Origin of the sequence: Streptomyces sp. S3(2020) (assembly GCF_013044505.1) — a bacterium.
In the GTDB taxonomy this organism is placed as follows: Bacteria; Actinomycetota; Actinomycetes; order Streptomycetales; family Streptomycetaceae; genus Streptomyces.
This window is the reverse complement of record NZ_JABERD010000002.1, coordinates 126570-151405: the sequence shown is the minus strand read 5'-3', so window position 1 is coordinate 151405 and position 24836 is coordinate 126570. Positions and strand designations below refer to the sequence as shown.

Sequence of the window (24836 nt, the reverse complement as noted above, 5' to 3'; positions counted from 1 at the left end):
GCTCCCTAGGTTCGGTTCGATTCGCCGACTCATGTGCGAAATACCGGACGAAGGAGAGATGTCGTGGCAGCCGAAACGCTCACCGTCGACCTCGGCACCGAGACGGGCCCCTTCCACGGCGGCGCGAGCGGCACGCTCTACGGCCTCTACGGCGACGGTGTGCCCAGCCGTGCCGTCGTCGAGGGCATGTACGTCCGCACGGTCGCCACCAAGGCCCAGGACGGCATCCAGCACCCCGGCGCCGACGCCCTGGAGATCCTGCCGTCCTTCGTCGCGGCCGGCGGCAAGGACGTCTACCTCTACATGCCCGACATCCTGCGCGGCTTCCCCTACGAGTGGCCCGGCGCCACCGGCGAGGAACGGCTGGCCGGCTTCACGGAGAGCGTCCGCAAGCAGGTCGAACAGGTCCTGACCATGGGTGAGTTGGCGGCCCACGTCGTCTACGTCCCGTTCAACGAACCCGAGGGCAACATGTTCGGCGAGGGGGAGTGGAGCTACGACGGCATCTCGTGGCACACCGACCCCCGGCACTACTTCGCCGCCTGGCGGGACACCTACCGGCTGATCAAGGGCCTCGACCCGGACGCCCGGATCGCCGGGCCCAACACCTGCATCCTGTACCCCGAGGTCAAGGGGTTCCTCGCCTTCGCCAAGGAGCACGACGTCCTGCCCGACGTGATCACCTGGCACGAGCTGTCCTCGCCCGCCGAGGTCCGCACGAACGTGGCCGAGTACCGCGAGTGGGAGCGGGAGCTGGGCATCGGGCCGCTGCCCGTCAACGTCAACGAGTACGCCCACAACTACCACCTGTCCGTCCCCGGGCAGATGATCCAGTGGATCGCCGCGATCGAGGAGTCCAAGGTCGACGCCGACATGGCGTACTGGAACATCGCCGGCAACCTCAACGACTCGGCCGTCGAGGCCAACAAGGCCAACGGGCAGTGGTGGCTGTTCAACGCCTACGGCCAGATGAGCGGCAACACGGTCGAGGTGACCGCGCCGCGGCCCAACGTCCAGTACACGCTCCAGGGGGTCGCCACGCTCGACCGGGACAAGCGGCAGGCGCGGTTGCTGTTCGGGGGATCCGGCGGTTCCGCCGACATCGTCGTGAAGCGGCTCGACCTCTTCGGCGCGACCGTCCGCGCACGGCTCCAGGAGATCCCCTGGACAGGCCAACTCGGAGCCTCGGCCCAGCCGTTGATCCTCAAGGACGAGGAACTCCCGGTGGTGGACGGCACGGTGACACTGCCCCTGACCGGCCTCGACGAGATGTCCGCCTACCAGCTGATCCTCTCGCCCGGCGGCGACGGACCCGACCCCGCACAGCCTTCAGCGGGCTGGCGGCGGACGTACGAGGCCGAGGACGCCACGTACACCGGCGGCGGCTACTCCAGGAACGGTCCCGAGGGATCCCCGGCGGACGTCGACAAGTTCGCCACCTCCGGCGGCTACCACGTCGGCGGTCTGCGTACCGGCTCCGACGGCGTGCTCGCCTTCGACGTGGAGGTCCCGCGGGACGGGACGTACGAGATCCGGGTGTACGCCAACGCGCACAACCTCGCCGAACCGGTGCGGGAGCACGGCCCCACCAACGTGTTCCTGCGCGTCGACGGCGAGGACCCGCGCGAGCTCCTGCTGCCGCTCGGCTACAAGCCGGCCGTCTGGGGCCACACCGACACCGAGGCGGAGCTGACCGCGGGCCCGCACCGGATCACCCTCGCGGCACAGGATCCCGACCTCGGCACCACCCGGGGCGACGCGGTCGTCGACCGCCTCGACCTGGTCCTGCGCGACACCGGGACCGTCGCGCGCTACGACGCCGGGTACGCGGCCCTCGCCGGCGGAGCGCGGGTGAGCGGCCCCGCCGCCGTGCTCCCGCGCGGTGGGACCGCGACCTTCTGGGTGCACGCGGCCGACGACGGGGAGGCGACCGTCGGCCTCCGCGGGGACGGCGAGGGACTGCTGACGGTCAACGGGGAGGAGATCGGGCGGATCGGGGACGCCGAGCTGCCTGTCTTCCTCTCGGGAGGCGTCAACAAGGTCACGGTCGCGGCGACTTCGCACGAGCTCCTCGCGGAACAGCTCACCGTCGGCCCCTCACGCGGCCTGCTGCCCACCACGACGTACGCCGCCGAGGCGGGACAGCTGACCGGCACCGCGAAGGTGACCGCGTTCTCCTACGCCACCGGCGGCAAGGCCGTCGACGGCATCGGCCGCGGCGCCGCCAACGCACTCACCCTGACGGTGACGGCGGACCGCCCCGGACGCCACGCGCTGACGATCCGCTACTCCAACGGCGAGCAGCCGCCGAGCACCCACTACAACCCGGACCCGGTCTGCCGCCACGCGGACGTCACCGTCAACGGGGACGACACACGCCGTGTCCTGTTCCCCACCACCTTCCACTTCAACAACTTCTGGCAGCTCTCCGTCCCCGTCACCCTCCGACAGGGCGCCAACACCGTCACGTTCACCGCCGACGAACTCCCCGACTTCGACGGCACCGGCACGAACGCCCACGGACAGCGCTCCGCCCACGCCCCGGTCCTGGACTCGGTGACGGTGACGCCGCTCGCCTGACGACCGCCGTCAGGTCTAGGTCCGCGGTCCTCCTCCCCGGACCCGTGGAGATCGTCCGGAGGCCCGATGCCGCCGCCGGGGGCAACGGGCCACCATTTCCGGAGCAGACCTGCCGGAAGGAGCACGCCATGTCGTACCCCGAGCCCCGCTACCACGGCGACAAGGGCGAGGTGAACGCCGTCTTCCGTCCCGCCGACACCCCCGCGGACCTCTCCTCGCCCGGCGGCTCGACCCACTACCTCGCCACCCACGACTCGACCGGCGGCGAATTCGGTCTCTACAAAGTCGAGTTGGGCGCACGGTCGGCCGGCGCCAGAACCCACTTCCACAAGGCGATGTCGGAGTCGTTCTACGTCCTGTCGGGCGAACTGGAGCTCTACGACGGGGAGAAGTGGGTCACCGGTCGCGCGGGCGACTTCCTGTACGTGCCGGTCGGCGGCCTGCACGCCTTCAAGAACGTGACCGACGAGCCGATGTCCATGCTCATGCTCTTCTCCCCGGGCGCCCCGCGTGAGGAGTACTTCGAGCGGGTCGCGGAGATGACCCGGCGCGGTGGCGGGGAACTGGAGGAGTTCCGCGTCCGGCACGACAGCTACTTCGTGGACTAGAGGGGGCTAGAGGGGACCAGGGGGCTAGAGGACCTCGGTCGCCGTCCGCCGGTATCCCGAGCGCCGGTCGTCGATGTCCGTCCAGCGGTCGCCGTAGACCGTCCGGACGACGTCCGGGTCCCGTACGAAGTCGTGCGGGAAGCCCAGCGGCACCGCGCTCACCTCGTCCAGGCGTGTGACCGCGTCGGGGTCGAGGCGGACGTCGACGCTGCCGAGGTTGTCGGTGAGCTGGTGTTCCCTGGTGGCCGCGATGATCGGCACGACATTGCCGGGCCGCTGGAGCAGCCAGGCCAGCGCCACCTGGGCCGGGCTCCAGCCGCCCTGCTCGGCGATCTCCAGGACGGCGGTGACGACCTCGTCCTCCCGCGCGCTCGGCTTGTCGACGGAGGAGCCGAGCCGGCCCGTCTCGCCCCGCCGGTACTTCCCGGTCAGCTTCCCGGCCGCCAGCGGCGCCCACGCCAGTACCGCCTGGCCGAACGCCCGCGCCTGCGGCAGCAGTTCACGCTCCGGTGTCCGCTCCAGCAGGTTGTAGCGGAGCTGCGATCCCGCGAAGGCGGTCCAACCCCGCAGCTCCGCGAGGGTGTTGGCCTGCGCGATCTCCCATGCGGGCCAGTCCGAGACACCGACGTACAGCACCTTGCCGGTCCGTACGAGGTCGTCGAGCGCCCGCATCACCTCGTTGACCGGGGTGAAGTTGTCGCGGGCGTGCACCCACAGGACGTCGAGCCGGTCGGTGCGCAGCCTCCCCAGACTCGCCTCCACCGACCGCACCAGGTTCTTGCGGTGGTTGCCGGCCGCGTTGACATCCCCGGCGCGGGTGCCGCAGGTGTACTTGCTGGCCAGCGCGAACTCCTCGCGCCGTCCCTCGAGGAGCTCGCCGAGGATCCGCTCGGAGTCGCCGCCGGAGTAGATGTCCGCGGTGTCGATGAAGTTGCCGCCCGCGTCGGCGTAGGAGTCCAGCAGTTTCGCACTGGTCTCCTTGTCGGAGCCGGCGCCCGAATCCTCCCCCATCACCATCGCGCCGAGACTCAGCTCGCTCACGCGCAGACCGGTCCTGCCGAACAGTGTGTAACGCACGATGCGGTTCCCCCTCCGGGCAGTTCGTGCGTACGACGCTATGGGCTGGAGCGCACTTCAACGCAAGCGGGTTTCGTGGCGGCGGCGGATCAGTGTTCCGCGCCCGCCAAGTACACCCCGAACACCGCCCCTTGAGGGTCCCGCAGTACCGCGATACGCAGACTGTCGGGCACCGTGGTGGGCTCCATCAGGACCGTGCCGCCCGCCTCCGTCGCCGTGGCCGCGCTCGCGTCCACGTCCGCCACCGCGAAGTACGGCAGCCAGTGCGGCGGCACCTCGGGCGGGAACTTGTCGTCCATCGTCACCATGCCGCCGAAGTCGGCGCCGTCCAGGCCCCACTGCGTGTAGTGCTCCGAGGCGTCGACGCTCCAGCCGAACACCGTGGTGTAGAAGTCCACCGAGCGCTCGGGGTGCCTGCTCATCAGCTCCACCCAGCCCAGCGAGCCCGGCTCGTTGAGCAGCCCGGCACCCTCGAAGCCCTTCGCCTGCCACACATGGAAACCGGCGCCCTGCGGATCGGCGACGGAGGCGAAGCGCCCCATGCCGGGGACGTCCCCGGGCTCGAACGTCACCGTGCCACCTGCCGACTTGACCTTCTCCACCGTGGCGTCGACGTCCGCCACGGCGAAGGTCACGAACCACGTGACCGGCTGCGGCTCCTCGCCCAACGGCACGAGCGCGGCGACAGGGAGACGACCGACGTACGCGATCGTGTAGCCGCCCATCTCCTCGCGGGAGTCGGTCTCCGTACGCCAGCCGAAGAGCTCGCCGTAGAAGCGCTGTCCGGCCTCCAGATCGGGGGTTCCCACCTCGGCCCAGCAGGGCCCACCGGCCACCGGCCTGTCGAGTTTCATGGCGTCACGGCCTTCCTGCCGACGCGGGCGTCCCCTCTCGCACGCTAGCCCCGCTCGACGGCCGCTGCCATCCGGCGTCGCACTCCGCCCGGCGGCCAGGAGCAGCGGCCCTAGACGCCCGGCCGGTAGCGGATCGGATGGTCCGCCGGGACCTCCACCAGCACGATCGGTGTGCCGTCGGGATCGGCGATCCACATCTCGATCAGCCCCCAGGGCTCCTTCACCGGCGGCCGTACGATCCCGACGCCCTTCGCCACCAGCTCCTCGTGTGCGGCCGTCACGTCCGCGACCTGCATCCACAGGCGTACGGACCGGGACGGGGGCGTCTCGGAGCGTCCCGAGAGCTCCAGGAAGCCCCCGCCGAGGAAGTAGACGGTGCCGCGCTCGGGTCCCGTGCCGAACTCGCGGTAGACGCCGAGGCCGAGCTGCTTGCCGTAGAAGACCCGGGAACGCTCGGGGTCGGTGGGGTGGAGGAGGGTCCGGCCGCTCAGTACATGCACCATGCGGCGGAGCCTAGCGGGGGCGTTACGCTCGTCCGTGCCCGTGCCGTGCCCGAGAGCGGAGATACGCCCCATGACCGCTGGACTCACCTTCCGCGACGCCGTCGACACCGATGTGGACACCCTGGTCGCACTGATCGAGTCGGCGTACCGCGGGGACTCCAGCCGGACGGGGTGGACCACCGAGGCGGACATCCTCGAAGGACAGCGGACCGACCCCGAGGGCGTTCTGGAGGTCATCAAGTCGCCCGACAGCCGGCTGCTCGCCGTCGAGCGCGACGGCGGGATCGTCGCCTGCTGCCAGCTCGAACACCGCGGTACCCACGCCTACTTCGGGATGTTCGCGGTCAGCCCGAAGCTCCAGGGCGGCGGCCTCGGCAAGGTGATCATCGCCGAGGCCGAGCGCAGGGTCCGCGAGGAGTGGGGCGCCACGGAGATGCAGATGACGGTGATCTCCGTACGTGACGACCTGATCGCCTGGTACGAGCGCCGCGGCTACCGCCGTACGGGCCGGATGACCCCGTTCCCGTACGGCGACGAGCGCTTCGGTGTCCCGCAGCGCGCGGATCTTCAGTTCGAACTGCTGGTCAAGCCGCTGGTGTGACGTTCATGCGGGGACCTACGCGGTGAAGCGGCCGGTGCGCTTGATCTCCGGGTAGTCGGTGGTCGCGCCGTCCAGCTGGAGGGCCCGTACGAGCCGCAGATGGTCCTGCGTGTTCACCACCCAGCCGATGATCCTGAGATCCGCCTTGCGGGCGGCCTCCACGACCTCCAGCGTGATCCGGCGGATGTTCAGACAGACGGTCGCGGCACCGGCCTCGACGGCTCGGTCCACGACGTCGGTCCCGTACCGGCTGGCGATCAGCGCGGTCCGTACGCCCGGCACCAGGCGGGAGATCTCGGCGATCGCCTCGTCATGGAACGAGGAGACCTCCACCCGGGCGACCAGGTCCCGCCTGAGCATGACCTCGGCCAGTGCCCGGGCGGCCTGCATGTCCTTGATCTCGGCCTGGAGCGGCGACCGCACCGCGTCCAGGACCTCTTCGAAGACGGGTACGCGCTCGCCGCCGCCCGCGTCCAGGGCGCGCAGTTCGGCGAGGGTCTTCTCGGCGATCGGACCGGTCCCGTCGGTCGTGCGGTCCACGTCCGTGTCGTGCATGACGACCAGGGCACCGTCCTTGCTCAGGTGCAGGTCGAGTTCGATGACGTCGAGGCCGGCCTGCTGGGCGGCCACGAAGGAACGGAGGGTGTTCTCGGGTTCGAGACCCATGACCCCGCGATGACCGATGGTAAGGAAGTTCAAGGTTCAACTCGCTTCCGTCGACGGCGGCTCGTGCCTCCGCGCGGACCGGAGCGGACGATCGCGCGGGCGGATTCCGCAGCCTAGTGCGCCCGGCCGGTGATGAACCCGCGCGTACACGGGGGATCGGGGTGACACGAGGGGCGGACCTGCCCGGTACGGCTCCGGGTGGTCACCCTGGGGTGGGCGAGTCCTGTGGACATTGACCACGTGATCCCGCCCGGACGTTCATCTCTACCCATCCGAGCGGTGTTCATGACATCCGGCAGGAAAAAGTTTCGTGACCATGCGGTTGCACAGGATAATTTCCGGAGCTTGCTCTTGCTGGAAGGAAGCCCATACGCATACGGTGTTCTTACGCGAGGTTCTCCCGTGGAGGATGGGACATGACGGAAATTCTTGTGCAGGCGGCGACGGGGGAGCAGGCTCCTCCCGTGACCAGGGTGGTGGAGCACCCGGCATGGCCCGTGCTCAAGGATGCCGTGGAGCGGATCCGGCCCTGGCAGACCAAGGACGGGTCGATCGACTTCACCGCCGAGGGCGCCCCCGGGCGCGCGGACGCCGAGGCCGTCGTACGGCAGGTCGTCGACGCGGTCGAGGAGCTCTCCCCGCTGCTCCCGCACGACATCGGCTATCACGAAGCCCTGGTCAAGGACCTGAGGCGGTGGGCCGACGGCGGCTTCGAGGTGCCCGACTTCCTCGACTCGCTGCTGGCCTTCCAGCCCGCCAAGGGGCGCGCGGACGGTCTCCAGCACCTGGTCGTCTTCCCGATGTACACCCAGAACGGCAACCCGGACCGCAATCTCGAAGCGGTCGTGCTGCGCATGGTCTGGCCTGAGTGGCTGGCCGAGCTGGAGCGCACGCGGTATGACAACCCACTGTTCTGCGGCATCAAGTTCGAGGACTTCACGGCCGGCTACGACACCAACTCGGCCGTCCTCTTCCCGGAGACCATCGCCGTGCGCGAGGCGCCGGAACGATTCTCCTGGGGCGGCATCTTCTGCGACCGCGAGGCCGCCCGCTTCCGCCGCGTGACCGACGCGGCCGTCGGCATCCTGGGCCTGGAGCTGCCCGAGGACGTCGCCGCGATGGTCCACGACCAGACGCGCTGCGAGGAGGCCTTCGTCCTGTGGGACATGGTCCACGACCGCACCCACAGCCACGGCGACCTGCCCTTCGACCCCTTCATGATCAAGCAGCGGCAGCCGTTCTGGATGTACGGCCTGGAGGAGCTGCGCTGTGACCTCACCGCCTTCAAGGAGGCCGTGAAGCTGGAGGCGGAAGGCGTCTCGCAGGCCCGTGACGTGCAGTTCGCGGTCCTCTTCGACCGCATGTTCCGCTTCCCGGTCACCGGCGAGCGGGTCCGCAACTACGACGGGCTCGGCGGCCAGCTGCTCTTCGCCTACCTGCACAAGCACGACGTCGTCCGCTGGACCGACAACAAGCTGCACATCGACTGGCAGCGCGCCCCGCAGGTCACCAACGAGCTCTGCGCCGAGATCGAGGAGCTCTACCGGGCTGGCATCGACCGCCCGAAGCTCGTCCACTGGTTCGCCGCGTACGACCTGGTGGCGCGGTACCTCGCCCCGCACCCGGGCTCCCGCTGGGCCAAGGGCCCGGACGCCCTGGATCTGACCCAGCCGCCCCGGAAACTCGTGGATGACGTGCTTCCGGACGAGTTTCCGCTGAGCATGTTCTATGAGGCCCTCTCCAAGAAGCTCAAGAACGTGATCGCCTCGACCAAGGGCATCACGGCGGAGAGCGCCGAGCGAGTCGCCGCGTGAGCGACCGCACCACAACAGCTCAGGAGGCGAAGATCATGGCGGGGAACGGAGCTCTCAGCGGTGCGGTGATCGCGGTGGCCGGCGCGGGCGGACCCGCCGGACGCGCGACACTCGTCCGCCTCGCCGAGGCGGGGGCGACGGTCGTCGCCGCCGACAACGACCCCGAGCGCCTCGCGGAGGCGGTCGCCGCGGCCCGCGACGCGGGCGGCGGCGCCACCGTCATCGGGGAGCCGGTCGACCTGCTGGACCTGGAGTCCACCAAGGACTGGGCCACGGGCATCGAGAAGGAGTTCGGCCGTGTCGACGGCGTCGTCCATCTCGTGGGCGGCTGGCGCGGCAGCGAGACCTTCGTCAAGACCAGCCTCGACGACTGGGACTTCCTGGAGCTGCTGCTCATCCGCACCGTGCAGCACACCTCCCTGGCCTTCTCCGAGGTGCTCCAGAACAGCGACCGCGGCCGGTACGTCCTGATCAGCGCGGCCGGCGCCTCGAACCCGACCGCCGGGAACGCGGCGTACGCCGCCGCCAAGGCCGCCGCCGAGGCCTGGACGCTCGCCATGGCCGACTTCTTCCGCAAGGCGGGGGCCGGTGAGGAGCTCACCTCGGCCGCCACCATCCTGGTGGTGAAGGCGTTGGTGCACGACGCGATGCGCGCCGAGCGCCCCAACGCGAAGTTCGCGGGCTTCACGGACGTCAAGGACCTCGCGGGGGCCATCGCCGACGTCTGGGAGAAGCCCGCCGGGGAAGTGAACGGAAACCGTCTGTGGCTCACCGAGAAGCCGTGAACCCTCCGAAGACCGACGCCCGCCGGCACCACGACCCGGACAGCCGGGGCTTCGCCAGCGACAACTACGCCGGCGCCCACCCGGAGGTGCTCGCCGCCCTGGCCCTGGCCAACGGCGGGCACCAGGTCGCCTACGGCGAGGACGACTACACCGAGAACCTCCAGGCGATCGTCCGCAGCCACTTCGGCGCCACGGCCGAGGCGTTCCCCGTCTTCAACGGCACCGGCGCCAACGTCGTCGCCCTCCAGGCGGTCACCGACCGCTGGGGCGCGGTGATCTGCGCGGAGAGCGCGCACATCAACGTGGACGAGGGCGGCGCCCCCGAGCGCATGGGCGGCCTCAAGCTGCTCACCGTGCCCACACCGGACGGCAAGCTCACACCCGAGCTGATCGACCGGCAGGCGTACGGCTGGGACGACGAGCACCGCGCGATGCCGCAGGTCGTCTCGATCACCCAGAGCACGGAGCTGGGCACCCTCTACACGCCCGACGAGATCCGCGCGATCTGCGACCACGCCCACGCGCACGGCATGAAGGTGCACCTGGACGGTTCCCGCATAGCCAACGCGGCCGCCTCCCTGGACGTCCCGATGCGGACGTTCACCAACGCGGTCGGCGTCGACATCCTCTCGCTCGGCGGGACCAAGAACGGCGCGCTGTTCGGCGAGGCCGTCGTGGTGATCAACCAGGACGCCGTCAGCCACATGAAGCATCTGCGCAAGCTGTCCATGCAGCTCGCCTCGAAGATGCGCTTCGTCTCGGTCCAGCTGGAGGCGCTGCTCGGCAAGGACCTGTGGCTGCGCAACGCCCGGCACTCCAACGAGATGGCCCAGCGGCTCGCGGAGGGCGTCCGTGCCGTGCACGGCGTGGAGATCCTCTACCCGGTGCAGGCCAACGGCGTGTTTGCCAAGCTCCCGCACGAGGTCAGTGTGCGCCTGCAGAAGCGGTTCCGGTTCTACTTCTGGGACGAGACGGCGGGTGTGGTGCGCTGGATGTGCGCCTTCGACACGACCGAGGAGGACGTGGACGCGTTCGTCGCGGCGCTGAAGGAGGAGATGGCGCACTAGCGCACCTCCCATCTCTGCATAGATATGCGATCACCCGTAAAAACATTGACGATCGGGTGATCGCATTCCTATGCTCTGCGGTCATGGAGCTGATCCAGAACACCACTGATCTGTCCGCATATTTGGCCGCGGACGAGGCCATCGACCATCACCATCCACGCGTACGGGACACCGCGGCCCACCTCGCCGCGCAGGCCGAGGACTCGTATGGCTATGCGCGGCTGGCCTTCGAGTTCGTGCGCGACACCATCCCCCACTCCCAGGACTCGGGCGACCCGCGCGTCACCTGGCGGGCCTCCGACGTCCTGGAGCAGGGCACCGGCATCTGCTACGCCAAGGCGCACGCGCTGGCCGCGCTGCTGCGCGCCGAGGACATCCCGACGGCCCTGTGCTACCAGAGGTTCGACGTGGTGCACGGACTGGTCGCCGTGCGGTTCAACGGGGCCTGGCATCGACAGGATCCACGGGGCAACAAGCCGGGTGTGGACGCCCAGTTCTCCCTCGACGGCGAACGGCTGGCTTTCGTGTGCGATCCGGAGTCCAATCAGATGGACTATCCGGTGCTGTACGCTGAACCGCATCCGACCGTGTTGAGTGTCCTGCGGGCCGCCCCCGACCGGCCGTACCTGTGGAAGACGCTCCCTCCCGCACTCTGAGGCACTCGATGACCTTCTCCCTGGCCGTGTCCGACGAGGTGCGCGCGCTCGCGCCCGGCTTCACGCATGTCGCCGTCGAGGCACACGGCCTCGTCAACGGACCGAGCACCGAAGCGAGTTCGGCGCTCCTCGACGAAGCCGCCCACCGACTCGCCGCACGTCTGGACGGGCGGGCCCCGCACGAGGACCCGCACATGGCCGCCTGGCGCGAGGTCTACACGGCGTTCGGGTCGAAGCCGTCGCGCACCCGCAACTCGGCGGAGGCGCTGGCCAGAAGGGCGCTCGCGGACGGCGGACTGCCCCGGATCAACCTGCTCGTCGACCTCTACAACGCCATCAGCGTCGCCCGTCTCATCCCGGTCGGCGGCGAGGACATCGACCGCATCGAGGGCGGCATGCGCCTCGTACGGGCCACCGGCGACGAGGACTTCGTGACGGTGGCCGGAGGCGAGGAGGCCGTCGAGCACCCCGACGCCGGAGAGGTGGTCTGGCGCGACGAGCGGGGCGTGACCTGCCGCCGCTGGAACTGGCGCCAGGGCCCGCGCACCCGGCTCACCGAGGAGACCGTCTCCGGCATCTTCCTCCTGGAGAGCCTCGCACCGATGCCGGTCCCCGACGTCGAGGCGGCGGCCGCCGAACTCGCCGAACTGCTGGAGAAGTTCAGCCCCGGGGCGCGTATCGAGGTGCACGGGGCCGACCCGGTGCGCGGCTGATCCGTCGCAGTCGTTAACCTCCCGGCATGCGTGATGGGGGAGCGGTGGACGACGGCACGAGCGTGGACGCGGAGCAGCCGGTGCGGCCTCTGGCCCGGCTGAGGAGGCACTGGCCGCTCACCTTGGCCGTGGCACTGGCGGTGCTGGCGACGGCCACGGTCGTGCCGGTCGTCCTCGCGGACTCCGAGGGCGACCCCCCGTGCCAGGAGATACCCGCGTCGACCCGCGCGCTCGCGAAGGACCCGGCGGCCGCCACCCGCGCCCTCGACCCGGGCGACGAACTGACCCTGTTCGGCGCCGTACGCGACCTCCTGGTGCACGAGAACCCGTGCGGGGACGGCGGCAAGGTGCTCGGCCAGGTCGTCGAGGCGGCCACCCGTGCCCCGGCCGACGGCAAGCCCCACACCCTCGCCCAGGCCCGCAGTGCCTACGCGGTCGTGGCCGCCTTCGACGACAAGGACGTGCCCGTCGGCATGGCGCCCGGCCTGGCCCGTCTGCTCGCCGAGTACGTCGTGGACGCGAACCGCTATCTGAGCCCCGACGACGAGGCCTACACCCCCGCCGTAGACGCCACGTCGGCCGCGCCGGACGACACCGGCTGGACGACGTACGGCCGCTTCCTCGCCCCCGGTGAGGCGCACGCCGACTTCGAGCACGTCCAGCCGTACTCGCCCGTGCGCGCGGACCCGGAAGCCCTGACGGCCGAACTGGCCAAGGACCCCGAGGCGTTCGCGATCCTCTACGACGCCCAGCGCGCGTACCTCGCGTACTACCTCGAACGCCTCACCCGGGCGGGCACGGACCCCGACCACCACCCGGAGCCGGACAAGGACGGGACACCCGGGTCCACCGAGACCTGGGTCGACATCGACCTGGAACACCTCACCGACCGCGTCGGCGCACTGATGAACCTCCGGGCGCGCTACGCCAGGGAGGGCACCGTCCCCGACCTCGCGGCCTTCGACAAAGCCGTACGGCAGCACACGCGCGGCGCCTACCGGGCGGCCGCGCGGCAGGTGGGCAGCCGTCCGCCGGTGGGGGACATCGCCGAGCGGCAGGTGTCCGGGCCGATCGCCGGGGACCTGATGGACGGGCGGCACCAGCTGTTCACCGTGCTGGACGCCTGGGCCGAGGCGCGGAACGTACCGCGGGAACGCGCGTCCGACCTGCGGCAGTTGATCGACGACCGGTACGTCAGGGCGCTGTGGATGAGGTTCTGAGCGGACTCAGCCGCCGAGCTCCAGATCCGTGCACCCCCGCTGCCGTACCTGCTCGCGGGCGAAGGCCGTGAGCAGCTTCCGCTTCTCGGCCTCAACGACGCCGGGGATGTCCTTGTCGTCACTGAGCGCGAAGTTGGCCGCCTCGCCGTCACAACGGGCCGTCGCCGTACGGGCCGCGGGCAGTCGGCCCTCCTCGGCGATCAGACGGCTGCTCCAGTCGCCGTACCAGGCGGCGAACCGCAACCGGGGCTCCATTTCACCGGAGTCGGCGTCCCGCGCGTACAGGTCGCAACGTCCCACAGGACCGGCGTCGTTCATCAGTGTCGCGACCTGCCACTTGGACGCTTCGAGCAATCCGGACTCGACGGCCCAGCCGCAGACGGTGTCCGCGGACCTGCCGAGGGACACCGTCCTCGGATCCTTCTCCGGATCCACCGGCGCGGCCTCGCCCCCGGGTGCCCTCAGCGGCTCGGCGCCACAACCCAGCCGTTCGGACGCGGAGTTGGTGAGGGCTACGGCCGTCTCATAGGCGGCGGGCGTACCCCACAGGGTGTCCCGGCCCAACCGGGTACGCACCAACAGCTTGGGACGGCGGCCCTCGTCGTCCTTGTCGAGGGCCGGACAGGGCACCAGGAGCTGGAGGTCGCCGAACTTGTCGATGAAGCCGGGCATTCCCCTGGGCATCGGCGCCATGGTGTCGAAGCCCGTCTCGGGGAAGACCACCATCAGCTCGCGGTCCAGATCGTCCCGCCGGGTGTACGCCTCCATCAACAGCAGCCGGTCGCCGCGCAGTTCGTCGCCCTCGAAGTCGAGGGAGCAGCCGTAGTCGCCCAGCTCCGGGTGGGAGGCGCTCGTCGCGTCCTTGAAGTGCGAGCCGTTGCGCCCGAGTTCACGCACCGCGTCCACGGGCAGCGACCCGTCGCAGGCGGTACGCAACAGCCACCAGTCGTTGACGTACGGGGTGGCGATCCAGCCGCCCATGCCCAGCACGACCGCGGCCGTGATCGACACTTTGACCCAACGCCGCATGTCCAGCCCCCGTAGCGCACCCCGGACACCTGGCGTCCGGTCACGCCCAGCACACTATCCAGGGGCGCCGGGAACCGCGCGACCAGCCCCCACCGGCCCGCGGCCTCGCAACGACCTCTTCCGCCGACCTCTCAGCGAGCCTCCGCCGCCTTGACTTCCTCCGGAGTCGGCGCGGTCCCACCGAGATGCGCCGGCATCCACCACGTGTCGTTCGCGTCCTTCGGGCGGACCGGGTACGCGCGCTGCGCGGCCTCCAGCATCTGCTGGACGCTCTCGCGCAGCTGACGGGTGATCGCGCCCGCGTACTTGTCCTTGGACGCCTCGATCGCCTCGCCGACCCGGATCGTGATCGGGATGTGGCTGCGCTTGAAGTTGCGCGGGTGACCCTTGGTCCACAGTCGCTGGGTGCCCCACACCGCCATCGGGATCAGCGGGACGCCCGCCTCCTGAGCCATGCGCGCGGCACCGGACTTGAAGGACTTCAGCGTGAACGACTGCGAGATCGTGGCCTCCGGGAAGACCCCGACGATCTCGCCGGAACGCAGCGAGTCCAGCGCGTGCTGGTAGGCGGTCTCACCCTGCTTGCGGTCCACGGGGATGTGCTTCATCCCGCGCATCAACGGGCCGGAGATCTTGTGCCGGAAGACGGACTCCTTCGCCATGAAGCGAACGAGTCGTTTCTGCGGGAGCGCCGCCAGTCCGTCGAAGATGAAGTCCAGGTAGCTGATGTGATTGCTCACCAGCACGGCGCCGCCCGAGCGCGGGATGTTCTCCGACCCCTGGCAGTCGATCTTGAGGTCCCACGCCTTGAACAACGTGAGCGCGAGGCCGACGGCGGGTCGGTAGACAAGCTCTGCCATGGACGGGGTGGACCCTTCCTTCTCTGCCTGGGAACGATGGTTCCCGGCGGGAAAGTTACGGCGCCGTAGGTTTACGGCATCTCGCAGATCGTGCCCCAAGAACGGACCGGGGGCCAGTCCTCGTGCCCGCGAACGGCGAGATCCTTGTCACGTCGCCTGCTTGATCCACCTCGTGCTTTTACGGCGTCTTTACTGCGTACGCACCGTTACCCGTCGTACGAGCAGGTACATCTCGCAGCCCAGGCAGTACCCGAACGCGGAGTTGAGAAAGGCGGCCGCGAGCGCCGCACCGGTCGCCGCGAGCCCCAGCCACGCCGGTCCGAGCCCGTAGCCGACGAGCCCCACGGCGGCGAAGACGAGTCCGACCGCCTGAGCGAACCGCGGCGGCTCCGGCGCCTCGAACTCCGTCGGCGGGCCGAGCCGCGGCCGTACGACCGTGCGGAACAGCCAGCCGTACGGCGAACGCGCCACCCCGCCCGCCGCGCCCAGCGCGAACGCCAGGGTCTGCCAGGCCAGGAGCCACACACTGCCGGTGATCAGTACGACCGCCAGTACTAGGGTCGTCACGGCCGCCCCGAAGCGCGGTCCCCTCACGTCGATGTCCATGAATCAAGCATTCCGCATGGAAAACCGTTCGTGGCGCCGGGAATCTTTGCAGTCTCGTGAACGCTGGAGCCCAGTAATGGCCGGAGTCGTGGTGTGTGTGGTGGTGCTCGTCGCCGCGAGCGCCTACGGAGTGCTGCACAAGCGGCGGAGCGGGAGGGTACGCGTGCGTGGGCGTGACGACGGCAAGCGGCTCGGCGCGGCCGAGCTGGGCGGGGAGTTGGGGGAGCGCGCCACGCTCGTCCAGTTCTCCAGCGCCTTCTGCGCACCCTGCCGCGCCACCAAGCGGATCCTGGGCGAGGTCGTCGAGATGGTCCCCGGGGTCGCCCACATCGAGATCGACGCCGAGGCCCATCTGGACCTCGTACGCGAACTCGACATCCTCAAGACGCCGACCGTGCTCGTCCTGGACGCCGACGGCCGTGTCGTGCGGCGGGCCACCGGGCAGCCGCGCAAGGCGGACGTCATCGCGGCCCTGGGGGAGGCGGTTTGACACGGCTCACGCGGACGGTGAGGCATCTCCCATATGCCGGAACGTACTTGACTGTGCGCACCACCTATCGTCAGCCTGACCGTATGCCTTCGGAACTCCTTCTCTTCGGGCGGGTCCACGTCGACCTCGCCCGCACGGCGAGCGCGCGCTGTCCGGGTTGTTGAGCAGCCACGGACCCCCTCGCCCCTCCTTGCCGAAGGACCACTCCATGACGGCCTCGCCGGAACTCCGTACCCCTGAACTCGCTTCCGCCGACCTCCTCCGCTCCGTCTTCCGGCGGCACGCGGCGGGGGTCGCCGTGATCACCGCCGGTGGCGAGGCGGGTCCGGTCGGCTTCACCGCCACCTCTCTGACCTCGGTCTCCGTCGAGCCCCCGCTGCTCTCCTTCGGGATCGGGGTCGGCGCCTCCAGCTGGCCGGCGATATCCGAGGCCGACCATGTCGGCGTGCACATACTCGGCGAGCACCAGCAGGACCTGGCGGCCACCTTCGCGCGCAGCGGCGCCGACCGCTTCGGCGCGCCGACCGCCTGGCGTGAGGGCCCCGAAGGGGTTCCCGTCCTCGACGGCGTCCTGGCCTGGCTGGTGTGCCGGGTCGCCGCGCGCGTACCCGCCGGTGACCATCGCATCGTCCTGGCCGAGGTGCTCCTCGGCGATCCGGCCGGGGCCGGCCGTCCGCTCGTCTACCACCAGGGTCGCTTCGGCGGCCTGCGCGACTGACGCCCACTTCTGCGGAGCGGTCGAGTTCCGATTACGCTGCGTTGCGAAGGTCACAGTTCAAAGCGCTTGCTTAGCGGGAACGAACTGGGTGTACTGACGAGTAATATTTCGTTCGGAGCGCGGGTCGCCCCGATCGGGATCGGCCGCTTGGGGCGCCTATGCTGCCTGCAAGTAGGCAGCAGAGAAATGTCGACGCAGCAGTAGGAGAGCCGGCGTGAGCTTGAGGATCGTTGTCACCGTGAAGTACGTGCCCGACGCCACTGGCGACCGGCACTTCGCCGATGACCTGACCGTCGACCGGGACGACGTGGACGGTCTGCTCTCCGAGCTGGACGAGTACGCGGTCGAGCAGGCCCTGCAGATCGCCGACGAGGCCGACGACGCCGAGATCACGGTGCTGACCGTCGGTCCCGAGGACGCCAAGGACGCGCTGCGCAAGGCGCTGTCCATGGGTGCCGACAAGGCGATCCATGTCGAGGACGACGACCTGCACGGCACGGATGCGATCGGTACCTCGCTGGTGCTGGCGAAGGCGATCGAGAAGGCCGGCTACGACCTGGTGATCTCCGGCATGGCGTCCACGGACGGCACCGCGGGCATCGTGCCGGCGCTGGTCGCCGAGCGTCTGGGCGTCCCGCAGGTCACCCTGCTGTCCGAGGTCTCCGTCGAGGACGGTGTCGTGAAGGGCCGCAGGGACGGCGATGCCGCCTCCGAGCAGCTGGAGGCCTCGCTGCCGGCCGTCGTGTCGGTCACCGACCAGTCGGGCGAGGCGCGTTACCCGTCCTTCAAGGGCATCATGGCCGCCAAGAAGAAGCCGGTTCAGTCCTGGGACCTGTCCGACCTCGACATCGAGGCCGAAGAGGTCGGTCTGGACGGCGCCTGGACCAAGGTCGACTCCGCCGCACAGCGTCCGGCGCGTACCGCGGGCACGATCGTCAAGGACGAGGGTGAGGGCGGCAAGCAGCTCGCCGAGTACCTCGCGAGCCAGAAGTTCATCTAAGGGTCCTGGCCCGCTCAAGGCTCACCCCTCTTACCGCCCCTGAAGACTTCGCAATTCGCAGGAGAGCATTCCCATGGCTGAAGTTCTCGTCTACGTCGATCACGTGGACGGTGCCGTCCGCAAGCCCACCCTGGAGCTGCTGACCCTGGCCCGCCGCATCGGCGAGCCGGTCGCCGTCGCACTCGGCGCGGGCGCCGCCGACACCGCCGCCGCGCTCGCCGAGCACGGCGCCGTCAAGGTCCTCACCCACGAGGCCGCCGAGTACACCGACTACCTCGTCGTCCCCAAGGTCGACGCCCTGACGGCCGCGGTCGCCGAAGTGTCCCCGGCCGCCGTGCTGGTGCCCTCCTCCGCGGAGGGCAAGGAGATCGCCGCCCGCCTCGCACTGCGCATCGGCTCCGGCATCATCACCGACGCCGTCGACCTCGAAGCCGGCGACGAGGGCCCGGTGGCCACCCAGTCCGTGTTCGCCGCGTCCTTCTCCACCAGGACCCGCGTCATCAAGGGCACCCCGGTCATCACCGTCAAGCCCAACTCCGCCGCCGTGGAAGCCGCCCCGGCCGCCGGCACCGTCTCCGAACTCGCCGTGTCCTTCGGCGCGCTGGCCACCGGCACCAAGGTCACCGCCCGCACCCCGCGCGAGGCCACCGGACGCCCCGAGCTGACCGAGGCCGCGATCGTCGTCTCCGGCGGCCGCGGCGTCAACGGCGCCGAGAACTTCGCCCTCATCGAAGCCCTCGCCGACTCCCTCGGCGCGGCCGTCGGCGCCTCCCGCGCCGCCGTCGACGCCGGCTGGTACCCCCACACCAACCAGGTCGGCCAGACCGGCAAGTCCGTCTCCCCGCAGCTCTACATCGCCTCCGGCATCTCCGGCGCCATCCAGCACCGCGCCGGCATGCAGACCTCCAAGACCATCGTCGCCATCAACAAGGACGCCGAAGCCCCCATCTTCGACCTCGTCGACTACGGCATCGTCGGCGACCTCTTCGACGTCGTCCCCGCCCTCACCGAAGAGATCAACACCCGCAAGGGCTGATCACAGCCGGACGTGCCGAGGCCCCCGTGACCGCTTCCCGAGCGGTTCACGGGGGCCTCGGCTCATCCCAGGGTCAGGGACGCCTGAACCGGCAGATGGTCGCTCGGGAACTGGCCGTTCAACGTGAACGTGTTGATCCTGGCCCGGTGGACGGTGACCCGCGGAGTGGCCAGGATCCAGTCGATGCGGTCGCCGTCGGGTGCCAGCGGCTTGTAGCCGTGGAACGTGGCGTACAGCCTGCCGCGCTCGGCCGCCACGTCCCAGGTGTCGACCAGCCCGGACCCGAGCAGGATGCCGTAGGCCTGGTTGGTGTGGGCCGCCGCGTTGAAGTCGCCGGTCACCACGACCGGCAGGGAACGGTCGAACGCGCCGATGCCCTCGGTGATGAGCCGTGCGGCCCGCTCGCGCGCGTACTGGCTCACATGGTCGAAGTGGGTGTTGAGCACGTAGAACTGCTGCCCGCCGGCGGCCCGGTCGCGGAACCGGACCCAGGTGACGATCCGTGGCAGCGAGGCACCCCAGGTGTTCGAGCCGATGGTCCTCGGGGTGTCGGAGAGCCAGTACGTGTCGTGCTCCAGCGGAGCGAGGCGGCGCGTGTCGTAGAAGATCGCCGTGGACTCGTCGTTGCTCCCGCCCTCACGGCCGGTGCCGATCCAGTCGTAGTGCGGTCCGAGGTCGGTGTGGATGTCGAGCAGTTGCTGGTAGAGGCCTTCCTGAGTGCCGATGAAGGTGGGGGCCTCGCGGCGCAGCAGGCGGCGCATCACCGGGCGGCGGGCGGCCCAGCTGTTGGGTTCGGAGGTGCTCGCGTAGCGCAGGTTGAACGTCATGGCGTCGAGCCGGCGGCCGGCCGGCCTGGCGGCGGAGGCGGGCATCGTGGCCATCAGGGGCAGGGCGAGCGCGGCGGCCATGGTCGTTCTCAGTCCCATCCGACGCGTCATTCTGGTGGTGTCCGTCATGTAATCCCCTCCCGACGGATCAGGATGAAGGTGCGAACCGGTGTGCGAAAGAGGGCCTGGAGGTACTTGGCATGCCGAATGAACGCCGCGGCTCATGCTGTGGACGGGGTGTTGACCAGTCGGAAGCTTCTGGATAACTTCGCTCTACGGATTGTTGATTCCGTAGAGCGGAAAATAGGAGGGTGTGGCATGGGTCAGGGCCAGCAGGAGCAGGTGGCGACGAGCCTCGCGAGTGCCGTCAGCGAGGAGATCAGTGCCTCCCTCGCGCCGGTCGACGCCGAGCTGGAGCGCCGCTACCCCGGTGACCCCGGCACCCGCCAGCCCGTCCACACCGTCTACGTCCCCGGCGACGCCTTCGCCGCCGACACCCTGCGCTCCTGGGGCGACCAGGCCCTCGCCGCCCTCGACGAACACGCCCCGGACGCCGCCTCCTTCGCCGCCGTGCTGGGCCTGTCCGACGAGCTCGCCGAGCCGGTGTACTCCCGAGTGCGCGCCAAGCTGGAGCGCGAGCCCGTCGAAGACCTTCGGGTGGACTTCGAGGACGGCTACCAGGGCAAGGACGAGGACCAGGACGCGGCGCGCGCCGCCCGGCTGATCGCCCAGGCGTACCGGAACGGCACGGCGGCCCCGTACATGGGCATCCGTATGAAGTGCATGGAGACGGCGGTACGCGACCGCGGCATCCGCACCCTGGACATCTTCCTCACCGGCCTCATGGAGGCCGGCGGCCTGCCCGAAGGGCTCGTCCTCACGCTGCCGAAGGTGACGTACGCCGAGCAGGTCACCGCCATGGTGCGCCTCCTGGAGGAGTTCGAGAAGGCACGCGGCCTGGAGCCCGGCCGGATCGGCTTCGAGATCCAGATCGAGACCAGCCAGTCCATCCTCGCCACCGACGGCACCGCCACGGTCGCCCGGATGATCGGGGCCGCCGAGGGCCGCGCCACCGGACTGCACTACGGCACCTTCGACTACAGCGCCTGCCTCGGGGTCTCCGCCGCCTACCAGGCCAGCGACCACCCGGTCGCCGACCACGCCAAGGCGATCATGCAGGTCGCGGCCGCGGGCACCGGCGTACGCGTCTGTGACGGCTCCACCAACGTCCTGCCGATCGGCCCGACCGCCAAGGTCCACGACGCCTGGCGCCTTCACTACGGCCTCACCCGCCGCGCCCTGTCGCGCGCCTACTACCAGGGCTGGGACATGCACCCCGGCCACATCCCGACCCGCTACGCCGCCGTCTTCGCCTTCTACCGCGAGGGCTTCGAGCAGGCCGCCGCCCGCCTCGCCCGCTACGCCAACCACACCGGCGGCGACGTCATGGACGAGCCCGCCACCGCCAAGGCCCTCGGCGGCTATCTGCTGCGCGGCCTGGACTGCGGCGCCCTCGACATCGCCGAGGTCGCCCGGCTGACCGGCCTGACCCGGGCCGACCTGGAGGGCTTCGCGGCGCCCCGGCGCGGTGACCTGACGATCTCCGGCCGGTAGCGGCCCGTTACCTTGCGGCCATGACTCTCGGACCCGATGACGAGATCGGCACCCGCGAGGAACTGGCCGCGTTCGTCCGCGCCCTGCACGAGGAGTGCCTCCAGCGGGGTGACGAGTGGGAGAACCGCACCCTCGACACCTTCCTGGAGGCGCTCTCGGCGTGGATCGACTCCGCGCCGGGCTGGTACCGGAACTTCGACAAGGACCTCCCCGCCGGGGGCGACTGGACCTTCCTGGCCCGGGCGCTGCGCGCGGCGACCGACTACGAGTGACGGACGGCACCCGAGGAGCCGTACGGGACGGATTAGTCTGGGCGCCACGCATGGACGTGTCACAGGAACGGGGCAACGGTGTCATCGGGGGAGAACGGACGTACGGACGAGACCGGCCGAGTGCTGGCCGGGCGCTATCGCGTCGTGGCGCAACTCGGCCGGGGCGGCATGGGAGTGGTCTGGCGGGCCGTCGACGAGGTCCTCGGCCGTGAGGTCGCCGTCAAGGAACTGCGCACCTACACCGACTCCGACGGCCCCGAGCTCGCCGGCCTGCGGCTGCGCATGCAGCGCGAAGCCCGCGCCGCCGCCCGGGTGCGCCATCCCGGAGTCGTCGCCGTCCACGACGTGACCGAGGTCGACGGCCGCCCGCTGATCGTCATGGAGCTGGTGGACGGGCCGTCGCTCGACGACGTCCTGCGCGAGCGCGGCACCCTCGAACCGGGGGAGGCGGCCGGGATCGGCGCCGAGGTCATGGACGCGCTGGCCGCCGCCCACCGCGCAGGCGTACTGCACCGGGACGTGAAGCCCGGCAACATCCTGCTCGACCGGTCGGGACGGGTCGTCCTCACCGACTTCGGCATCGCGACGATGGAGGACCCGGGCGACGGCTCCGCCACCCATCTCACCCGCAGCGGCGAACTCGTCGGCTCCCTCGACTACCTGGCGCCCGAGCGGGCCCAGGGCGCCGACCCCGGCCCGGCCTCCGACATCTGGGCCCTGGGCGCCACGCTGTACGCCGCCGTGGAGGGCTCCTCGCCCTTCCGCCGTACGTCCACCTTCTCCACCCTCACCGCGATCGTCAGCGAGCCGCTCCCGGAACCCGCCCGCGCGGGAGCGCTCGGGCCCGTGCTCCGGCGGCTGATGGACAAGCGGCCCGAGGGCCGTCCGGAGGCGGCGGAGGCGCGGGAACTGCTCCAGGCGGTCGCGGACGCGGAGGGTACGGATTCCGCGACGACGACATTGCGGGGTACGGCGGGCGCGGCGTCGGCGGAGACGGAGCGCGGTGTGCCGTCGGTGCCGCCCGGGTTCGGGCCGGTGACGCCGGTCGCTCCGGCAGGGCAGGGCTCCCCGACGGGTGGAACGGGCCCGCACGGCTACGGCGCACCCAGCCAGGGCGTTCCGGCCCCGCAGGGCTACGGTGCCCCCGACCAGAGCGTCCCCGTACCGCAGGGCTACGGCGCTCCCGGCCACGCCGGACCGGCTCCGCACGGCTTCGGGGCAGCCGCCCCGGGACCGCTGGACCCGGCCGTCACCGGCCCCGTGGACACCACCCGGCCCTCCCGCCGCAAGGGCCGTGGGCTCCTCGCCGCCGCGGCCGTCACCGTCGTCCTGGCGTCGGCCGGCGTCACCGTCGCCCTGCTGAACAGCGGCGGCGACAAGGAGACCGGCGCACGACCCACGGCGTCCGCCACCGGCATCGGGGCCACCTCCTCGGCGAGCGGCCGTGGCGGCGCCGTCCGCACGGACGACCCCAAGCCCACCGGGCGAGGGGACGAGAAGTCCCCGACGGCGACCGGGGCACCGAGCCGCACGACCGACAGCGCCCCCACGGGCCGGGCCACCACCTCCTCCCCGACGCGGACCTCGGGCGGCGGCGACGGCGGGTCCTCGGGAGACGGCGGGGCCACGGGAGGCGGTGGCGCGACGACCCCCGCCCCGGCCTGCTCGCCCAGGGGCGACGGCAAGTACGACTGCACGGTCTGGAAGACCGCCGCCTCCTACACCGCCTCCGGCACCGAGGTCGGCGTCCTCAACGCGGGCACCAACTACTTCTACTGCCAGGAGAACCTGGGTCGCCGTGAGACGGACGGCGAGTGGACCAACGTCTGGTGGGCCAAGACGGACGACGACAGCGGCAACACGAACGTCTACGTCAGCGACGTCTACATCAAGGGCGGCGACAACGACGAACCGGTGCCGGGACTCCCGGTCTGCTGAGCCCGCACGTGGCGCTCCAGGCCGGAGGGGATCACCAGCTTCTCCTCCGCGAAGAGCCGCGTGCCCTGCCGGCACAGCTCCCGGTCGGCCCGTGCCCGGGCGCAGAACTCCTCCGGTGTGGCCCCGAACAGCTCCCTCAACCGGGCCGATCCGGCGAGGAGTTCGGTGAGCAGCGCCCGCTGGCCCGGGTGTGTGCGCGGGGCGCCGGTGCCGTCGTGGAGGACGCCGTGGCGGTTGACGTACACGTACGCGCCCGGGAGTCGCGTGCCGTCCGCCAACTCGATCCCCACCTCGGGGGAAGGCAGCCAGGCGCGCCGGTAGTTGCCGGTCGGCAGCGGCACCCCCTCGCTCGCGTCGACCACCGCCAGCTGCTCCGCGTCGAGCCAGGTGACGAACAACTCCCTTACGGCGGCGGGTGCGTCGACCGGTGACGCGGACACGTACCCCAGCAGGCTCACATGCGCGGAGACGCCGACGTCGATGCCCGTGACGCGGGTCCGCACCATCGGGATGGGGGAGGTGATCCCGTACTCGGCCATCTTGTGCCGCAGTTGGGCCGGGCTGGCGTTGGAGCCGACGGCCAGCACGGGGACTCGGTCCTCGAACCGCAGCCGGTCCAGGGGCAGCAGGCGATCCCCGTCCAGGAGCCCGGAGTCGGCCGGCCAGACACCCGGGTAGAGCAGCGGATGGTCACGCGGCGCCTCGGCCAGTCCGAGGGCCTCCAAGGTGCGGGCGCCCGGGGCCGGTTCGGTTCGCTGTACGTCGGGCGCGAGCGGAGAGGCCCGCCGCGGACGCCCCGAGGGGGCCTCCGAACCAAAACCCAACCGCGAGGAACCACCCACGCGTCCGTCCGAGGCGGCCGCGGCATGCGGTGGATAACCTGCCGAGCCATCGTCTGCGGCCCCCGGCAGCGGCAGCCCGCTCGGGTTTCCGCCCGAGGTCGGCGGGGGTTGTTGCGGTTCGTCCGTGGAGGGTGTTGGTGTCGGTCCCGGGTGTGGCGGCTCGCTCGGGTTTCCGCCCGAGGTCGGCGGGGGTTGTTGCGGTTCGTCCGTGGAGGGTGTTGGTGTCGGTCCCGGGTGTGGCGGCTCGCTCGGGTCTCCGCCCGAGGTCGGCGGGGGCTGTTGCGGTTCGTCCGTGGAAGGCGTCGGTGTCGGCCCTGGGTGTGGTGGCCTGTTCGGGTTTCTGCCTGAGGTCGGCGGGGGTTGTTGCGGTTGGCTCGTGGAGGGTGTTGGTGTCGGCGCTGGGTGTGGCGGTCCGCTCGGGTTTCCGCCCGAGGTCGGCGGGGGCTGCTGCGGATCGCTC

25 protein-coding genes are annotated in these 24836 nt (G+C 70.7%); 16 read left to right on the top strand and 9 right to left on the bottom strand.

The features are described from left to right. Positions 1-63: 63 nt before the first annotated feature. A complete protein-coding gene (locus HLK59_RS01760) occupies positions 64-2580 on the top strand; it encodes a cellulosome protein (RefSeq protein ID WP_171139349.1) in 2517 nt (838 codons plus the stop codon). Between the two features lie 128 nt (positions 2581-2708). Next, entirely contained in the window at positions 2709-3188 is a 480-nt protein-coding gene (locus tag HLK59_RS01755; protein ID WP_171139348.1) for a cupin domain-containing protein, read from the top strand. A 24-nt stretch (positions 3189-3212) separates the two neighbouring features. Here the strand turns inward: HLK59_RS01755 and HLK59_RS01750 are convergent, their stop codons facing one another. From HLK59_RS01750 to HLK59_RS01740, 3 genes are all read right to left on the bottom strand, one after another. Beyond that, positions 3213-4265: an aldo/keto reductase gene (locus HLK59_RS01750; protein WP_171139347.1), complete on the bottom strand. Its 1053-nt coding sequence runs from the start codon at positions 4263-4265 to the stop codon at positions 3213-3215. A gap of 89 nt (positions 4266-4354) precedes the next feature. Then, complete coding sequence (locus HLK59_RS01745; RefSeq protein ID WP_171139346.1) at positions 4355-5119, bottom strand: VOC family protein; 765 nt, start codon at positions 5117-5119, stop codon at positions 4355-4357. A gap of 110 nt (positions 5120-5229) precedes the next feature. Further along, complete coding sequence (locus HLK59_RS01740; protein WP_171139345.1) at positions 5230-5622, bottom strand: VOC family protein; 393 nt, start codon at positions 5620-5622, stop codon at positions 5230-5232. Positions 5623-5692: 70 nt separating this feature from the next. Here HLK59_RS01740 and HLK59_RS01735 point away from each other — a divergent pair, with 70 nt between their 5' ends. Further along, positions 5693-6223, top strand: coding sequence for a GNAT family N-acetyltransferase (locus HLK59_RS01735; protein ID WP_171139344.1), 531 nt, complete (start codon positions 5693-5695; stop codon positions 6221-6223). A 15-nt stretch (positions 6224-6238) separates the two neighbouring features. Here HLK59_RS01735 and HLK59_RS01730 read toward each other — a convergent pair whose 3' ends face one another. Next, positions 6239-6922 carry a glycerophosphodiester phosphodiesterase family protein gene (locus HLK59_RS01730; RefSeq protein WP_171139343.1) on the bottom strand — a complete coding sequence of 228 codons (684 nt, stop codon included), beginning with the start codon at positions 6920-6922 and terminating at the stop codon, positions 6239-6241. 383 nt (positions 6923-7305) lie between these two features. Here HLK59_RS01730 and HLK59_RS01725 point away from each other — a divergent pair, with 383 nt between their 5' ends. The 6 genes from HLK59_RS01725 (at position 7306) to HLK59_RS01700 (ending at position 13144) form a co-directional block, all read left to right on the top strand. Further along, the gene (locus HLK59_RS01725; protein WP_171139342.1) at positions 7306-8703 is read left to right on the top strand and encodes a DUF6421 family protein; all 1398 of its coding nucleotides are present in this window, start codon (positions 7306-7308) and stop codon (positions 8701-8703) included. A gap of 35 nt (positions 8704-8738) precedes the next feature. After that, complete coding sequence (locus tag HLK59_RS01720; RefSeq protein ID WP_171139373.1) at positions 8739-9488, top strand: SDR family NAD(P)-dependent oxidoreductase; 750 nt, start codon at positions 8739-8741, stop codon at positions 9486-9488. Next, positions 9485-10555, top strand: coding sequence for a low specificity L-threonine aldolase (locus HLK59_RS01715; RefSeq protein WP_171139341.1), 1071 nt, complete (start codon positions 9485-9487; stop codon positions 10553-10555). Before HLK59_RS01720 ends, HLK59_RS01715 begins: the two co-directional genes overlap by 4 nt. Positions 10556-10638: 83 nt before the next feature. Next, a complete protein-coding gene (locus tag HLK59_RS01710; protein WP_171139340.1) occupies positions 10639-11211 on the top strand; it encodes a transglutaminase domain-containing protein in 573 nt (190 codons plus the stop codon). 8 nt (positions 11212-11219) lie between these two features. Next, positions 11220-11924 carry a phenylalanine--tRNA ligase beta subunit-related protein gene (locus HLK59_RS01705; RefSeq protein ID WP_171139339.1) on the top strand — a complete coding sequence of 235 codons (705 nt, stop codon included), beginning with the start codon at positions 11220-11222 and terminating at the stop codon, positions 11922-11924. Between the two features lie 26 nt (positions 11925-11950). Continuing rightward, a complete protein-coding gene (locus tag HLK59_RS01700; RefSeq protein ID WP_171139338.1) occupies positions 11951-13144 on the top strand; it encodes a hypothetical protein in 1194 nt (397 codons plus the stop codon). Between the two features lie 6 nt (positions 13145-13150). Here HLK59_RS01700 and HLK59_RS01695 read toward each other — a convergent pair whose 3' ends face one another. From HLK59_RS01695 to HLK59_RS01685, 3 genes are all read right to left on the bottom strand, one after another. Next, complete coding sequence (locus tag HLK59_RS01695) at positions 13151-14173, bottom strand: hypothetical protein (protein WP_171139337.1); 1023 nt, start codon at positions 14171-14173, stop codon at positions 13151-13153. A gap of 131 nt (positions 14174-14304) precedes the next feature. Continuing rightward, positions 14305-15033 (bottom strand): lysophospholipid acyltransferase family protein, encoded by a 729-nt coding sequence (locus HLK59_RS01690; RefSeq protein WP_171139336.1) that lies wholly within the window; start codon positions 15031-15033, stop codon positions 14305-14307. A gap of 189 nt (positions 15034-15222) precedes the next feature. Continuing rightward, positions 15223-15639 carry a DUF4395 domain-containing protein gene (locus HLK59_RS01685; protein ID WP_171139335.1) on the bottom strand — a complete coding sequence of 139 codons (417 nt, stop codon included), beginning with the start codon at positions 15637-15639 and terminating at the stop codon, positions 15223-15225. Between the two features lie 76 nt (positions 15640-15715). Here HLK59_RS01685 and HLK59_RS01680 point away from each other — a divergent pair, with 76 nt between their 5' ends. From HLK59_RS01680 to HLK59_RS01665, 4 genes are all read left to right on the top strand, one after another. After that, complete coding sequence (locus HLK59_RS01680; protein ID WP_171139334.1) at positions 15716-16129, top strand: thioredoxin family protein; 414 nt, start codon at positions 15716-15718, stop codon at positions 16127-16129. A 208-nt stretch (positions 16130-16337) separates the two neighbouring features. Then, the gene (locus HLK59_RS01675; protein WP_171139333.1) at positions 16338-16847 is read left to right on the top strand and encodes a flavin reductase family protein; all 510 of its coding nucleotides are present in this window, start codon (positions 16338-16340) and stop codon (positions 16845-16847) included. 214 nt (positions 16848-17061) lie between these two features. Then, a complete protein-coding gene (locus HLK59_RS01670; protein ID WP_171139332.1) occupies positions 17062-17847 on the top strand; it encodes an electron transfer flavoprotein subunit beta/FixA family protein in 786 nt (261 codons plus the stop codon). Positions 17848-17920: 73 nt separating this feature from the next. Then, positions 17921-18883, top strand: coding sequence for an electron transfer flavoprotein subunit alpha/FixB family protein (locus HLK59_RS01665; protein WP_171139331.1), 963 nt, complete (start codon positions 17921-17923; stop codon positions 18881-18883). Between the two features lie 62 nt (positions 18884-18945). Here HLK59_RS01665 and HLK59_RS01660 read toward each other — a convergent pair whose 3' ends face one another. Next, on the bottom strand, positions 18946-19839 hold the full coding sequence (locus HLK59_RS01660) for an endonuclease/exonuclease/phosphatase family protein (RefSeq protein WP_171139330.1): 894 nt from the start codon (positions 19837-19839) through the stop codon (positions 18946-18948). Positions 19840-20028: 189 nt separating this feature from the next. Here HLK59_RS01660 and HLK59_RS01655 point away from each other — a divergent pair, with 189 nt between their 5' ends. From HLK59_RS01655 to HLK59_RS01645, 3 genes are all read left to right on the top strand, one after another. Then, on the top strand, positions 20029-21324 hold the full coding sequence (locus HLK59_RS01655) for an aldolase/citrate lyase family protein (RefSeq protein ID WP_171139329.1): 1296 nt from the start codon (positions 20029-20031) through the stop codon (positions 21322-21324). Positions 21325-21344: 20 nt separating this feature from the next. Beyond that, a complete protein-coding gene (locus HLK59_RS01650) occupies positions 21345-21596 on the top strand; it encodes a hypothetical protein (protein WP_206326642.1) in 252 nt (83 codons plus the stop codon). Between the two features lie 78 nt (positions 21597-21674). Then, positions 21675-23534: a serine/threonine-protein kinase gene (locus tag HLK59_RS01645; protein WP_171139328.1), complete on the top strand. Its 1860-nt coding sequence runs from the start codon at positions 21675-21677 to the stop codon at positions 23532-23534. On the opposite strand, the gene HLK59_RS01640 is transcribed toward HLK59_RS01645, so the two are convergent. Continuing rightward, the gene (locus HLK59_RS01640) at positions 23480-24259 is read right to left on the bottom strand and encodes a hypothetical protein (protein ID WP_171139327.1); all 780 of its coding nucleotides are present in this window, start codon (positions 24257-24259) and stop codon (positions 23480-23482) included. The two genes, HLK59_RS01645 and HLK59_RS01640, sit on opposite strands and share 55 nt — an antisense overlap. Positions 24260-24836: the final 577 nt, after the last annotated feature.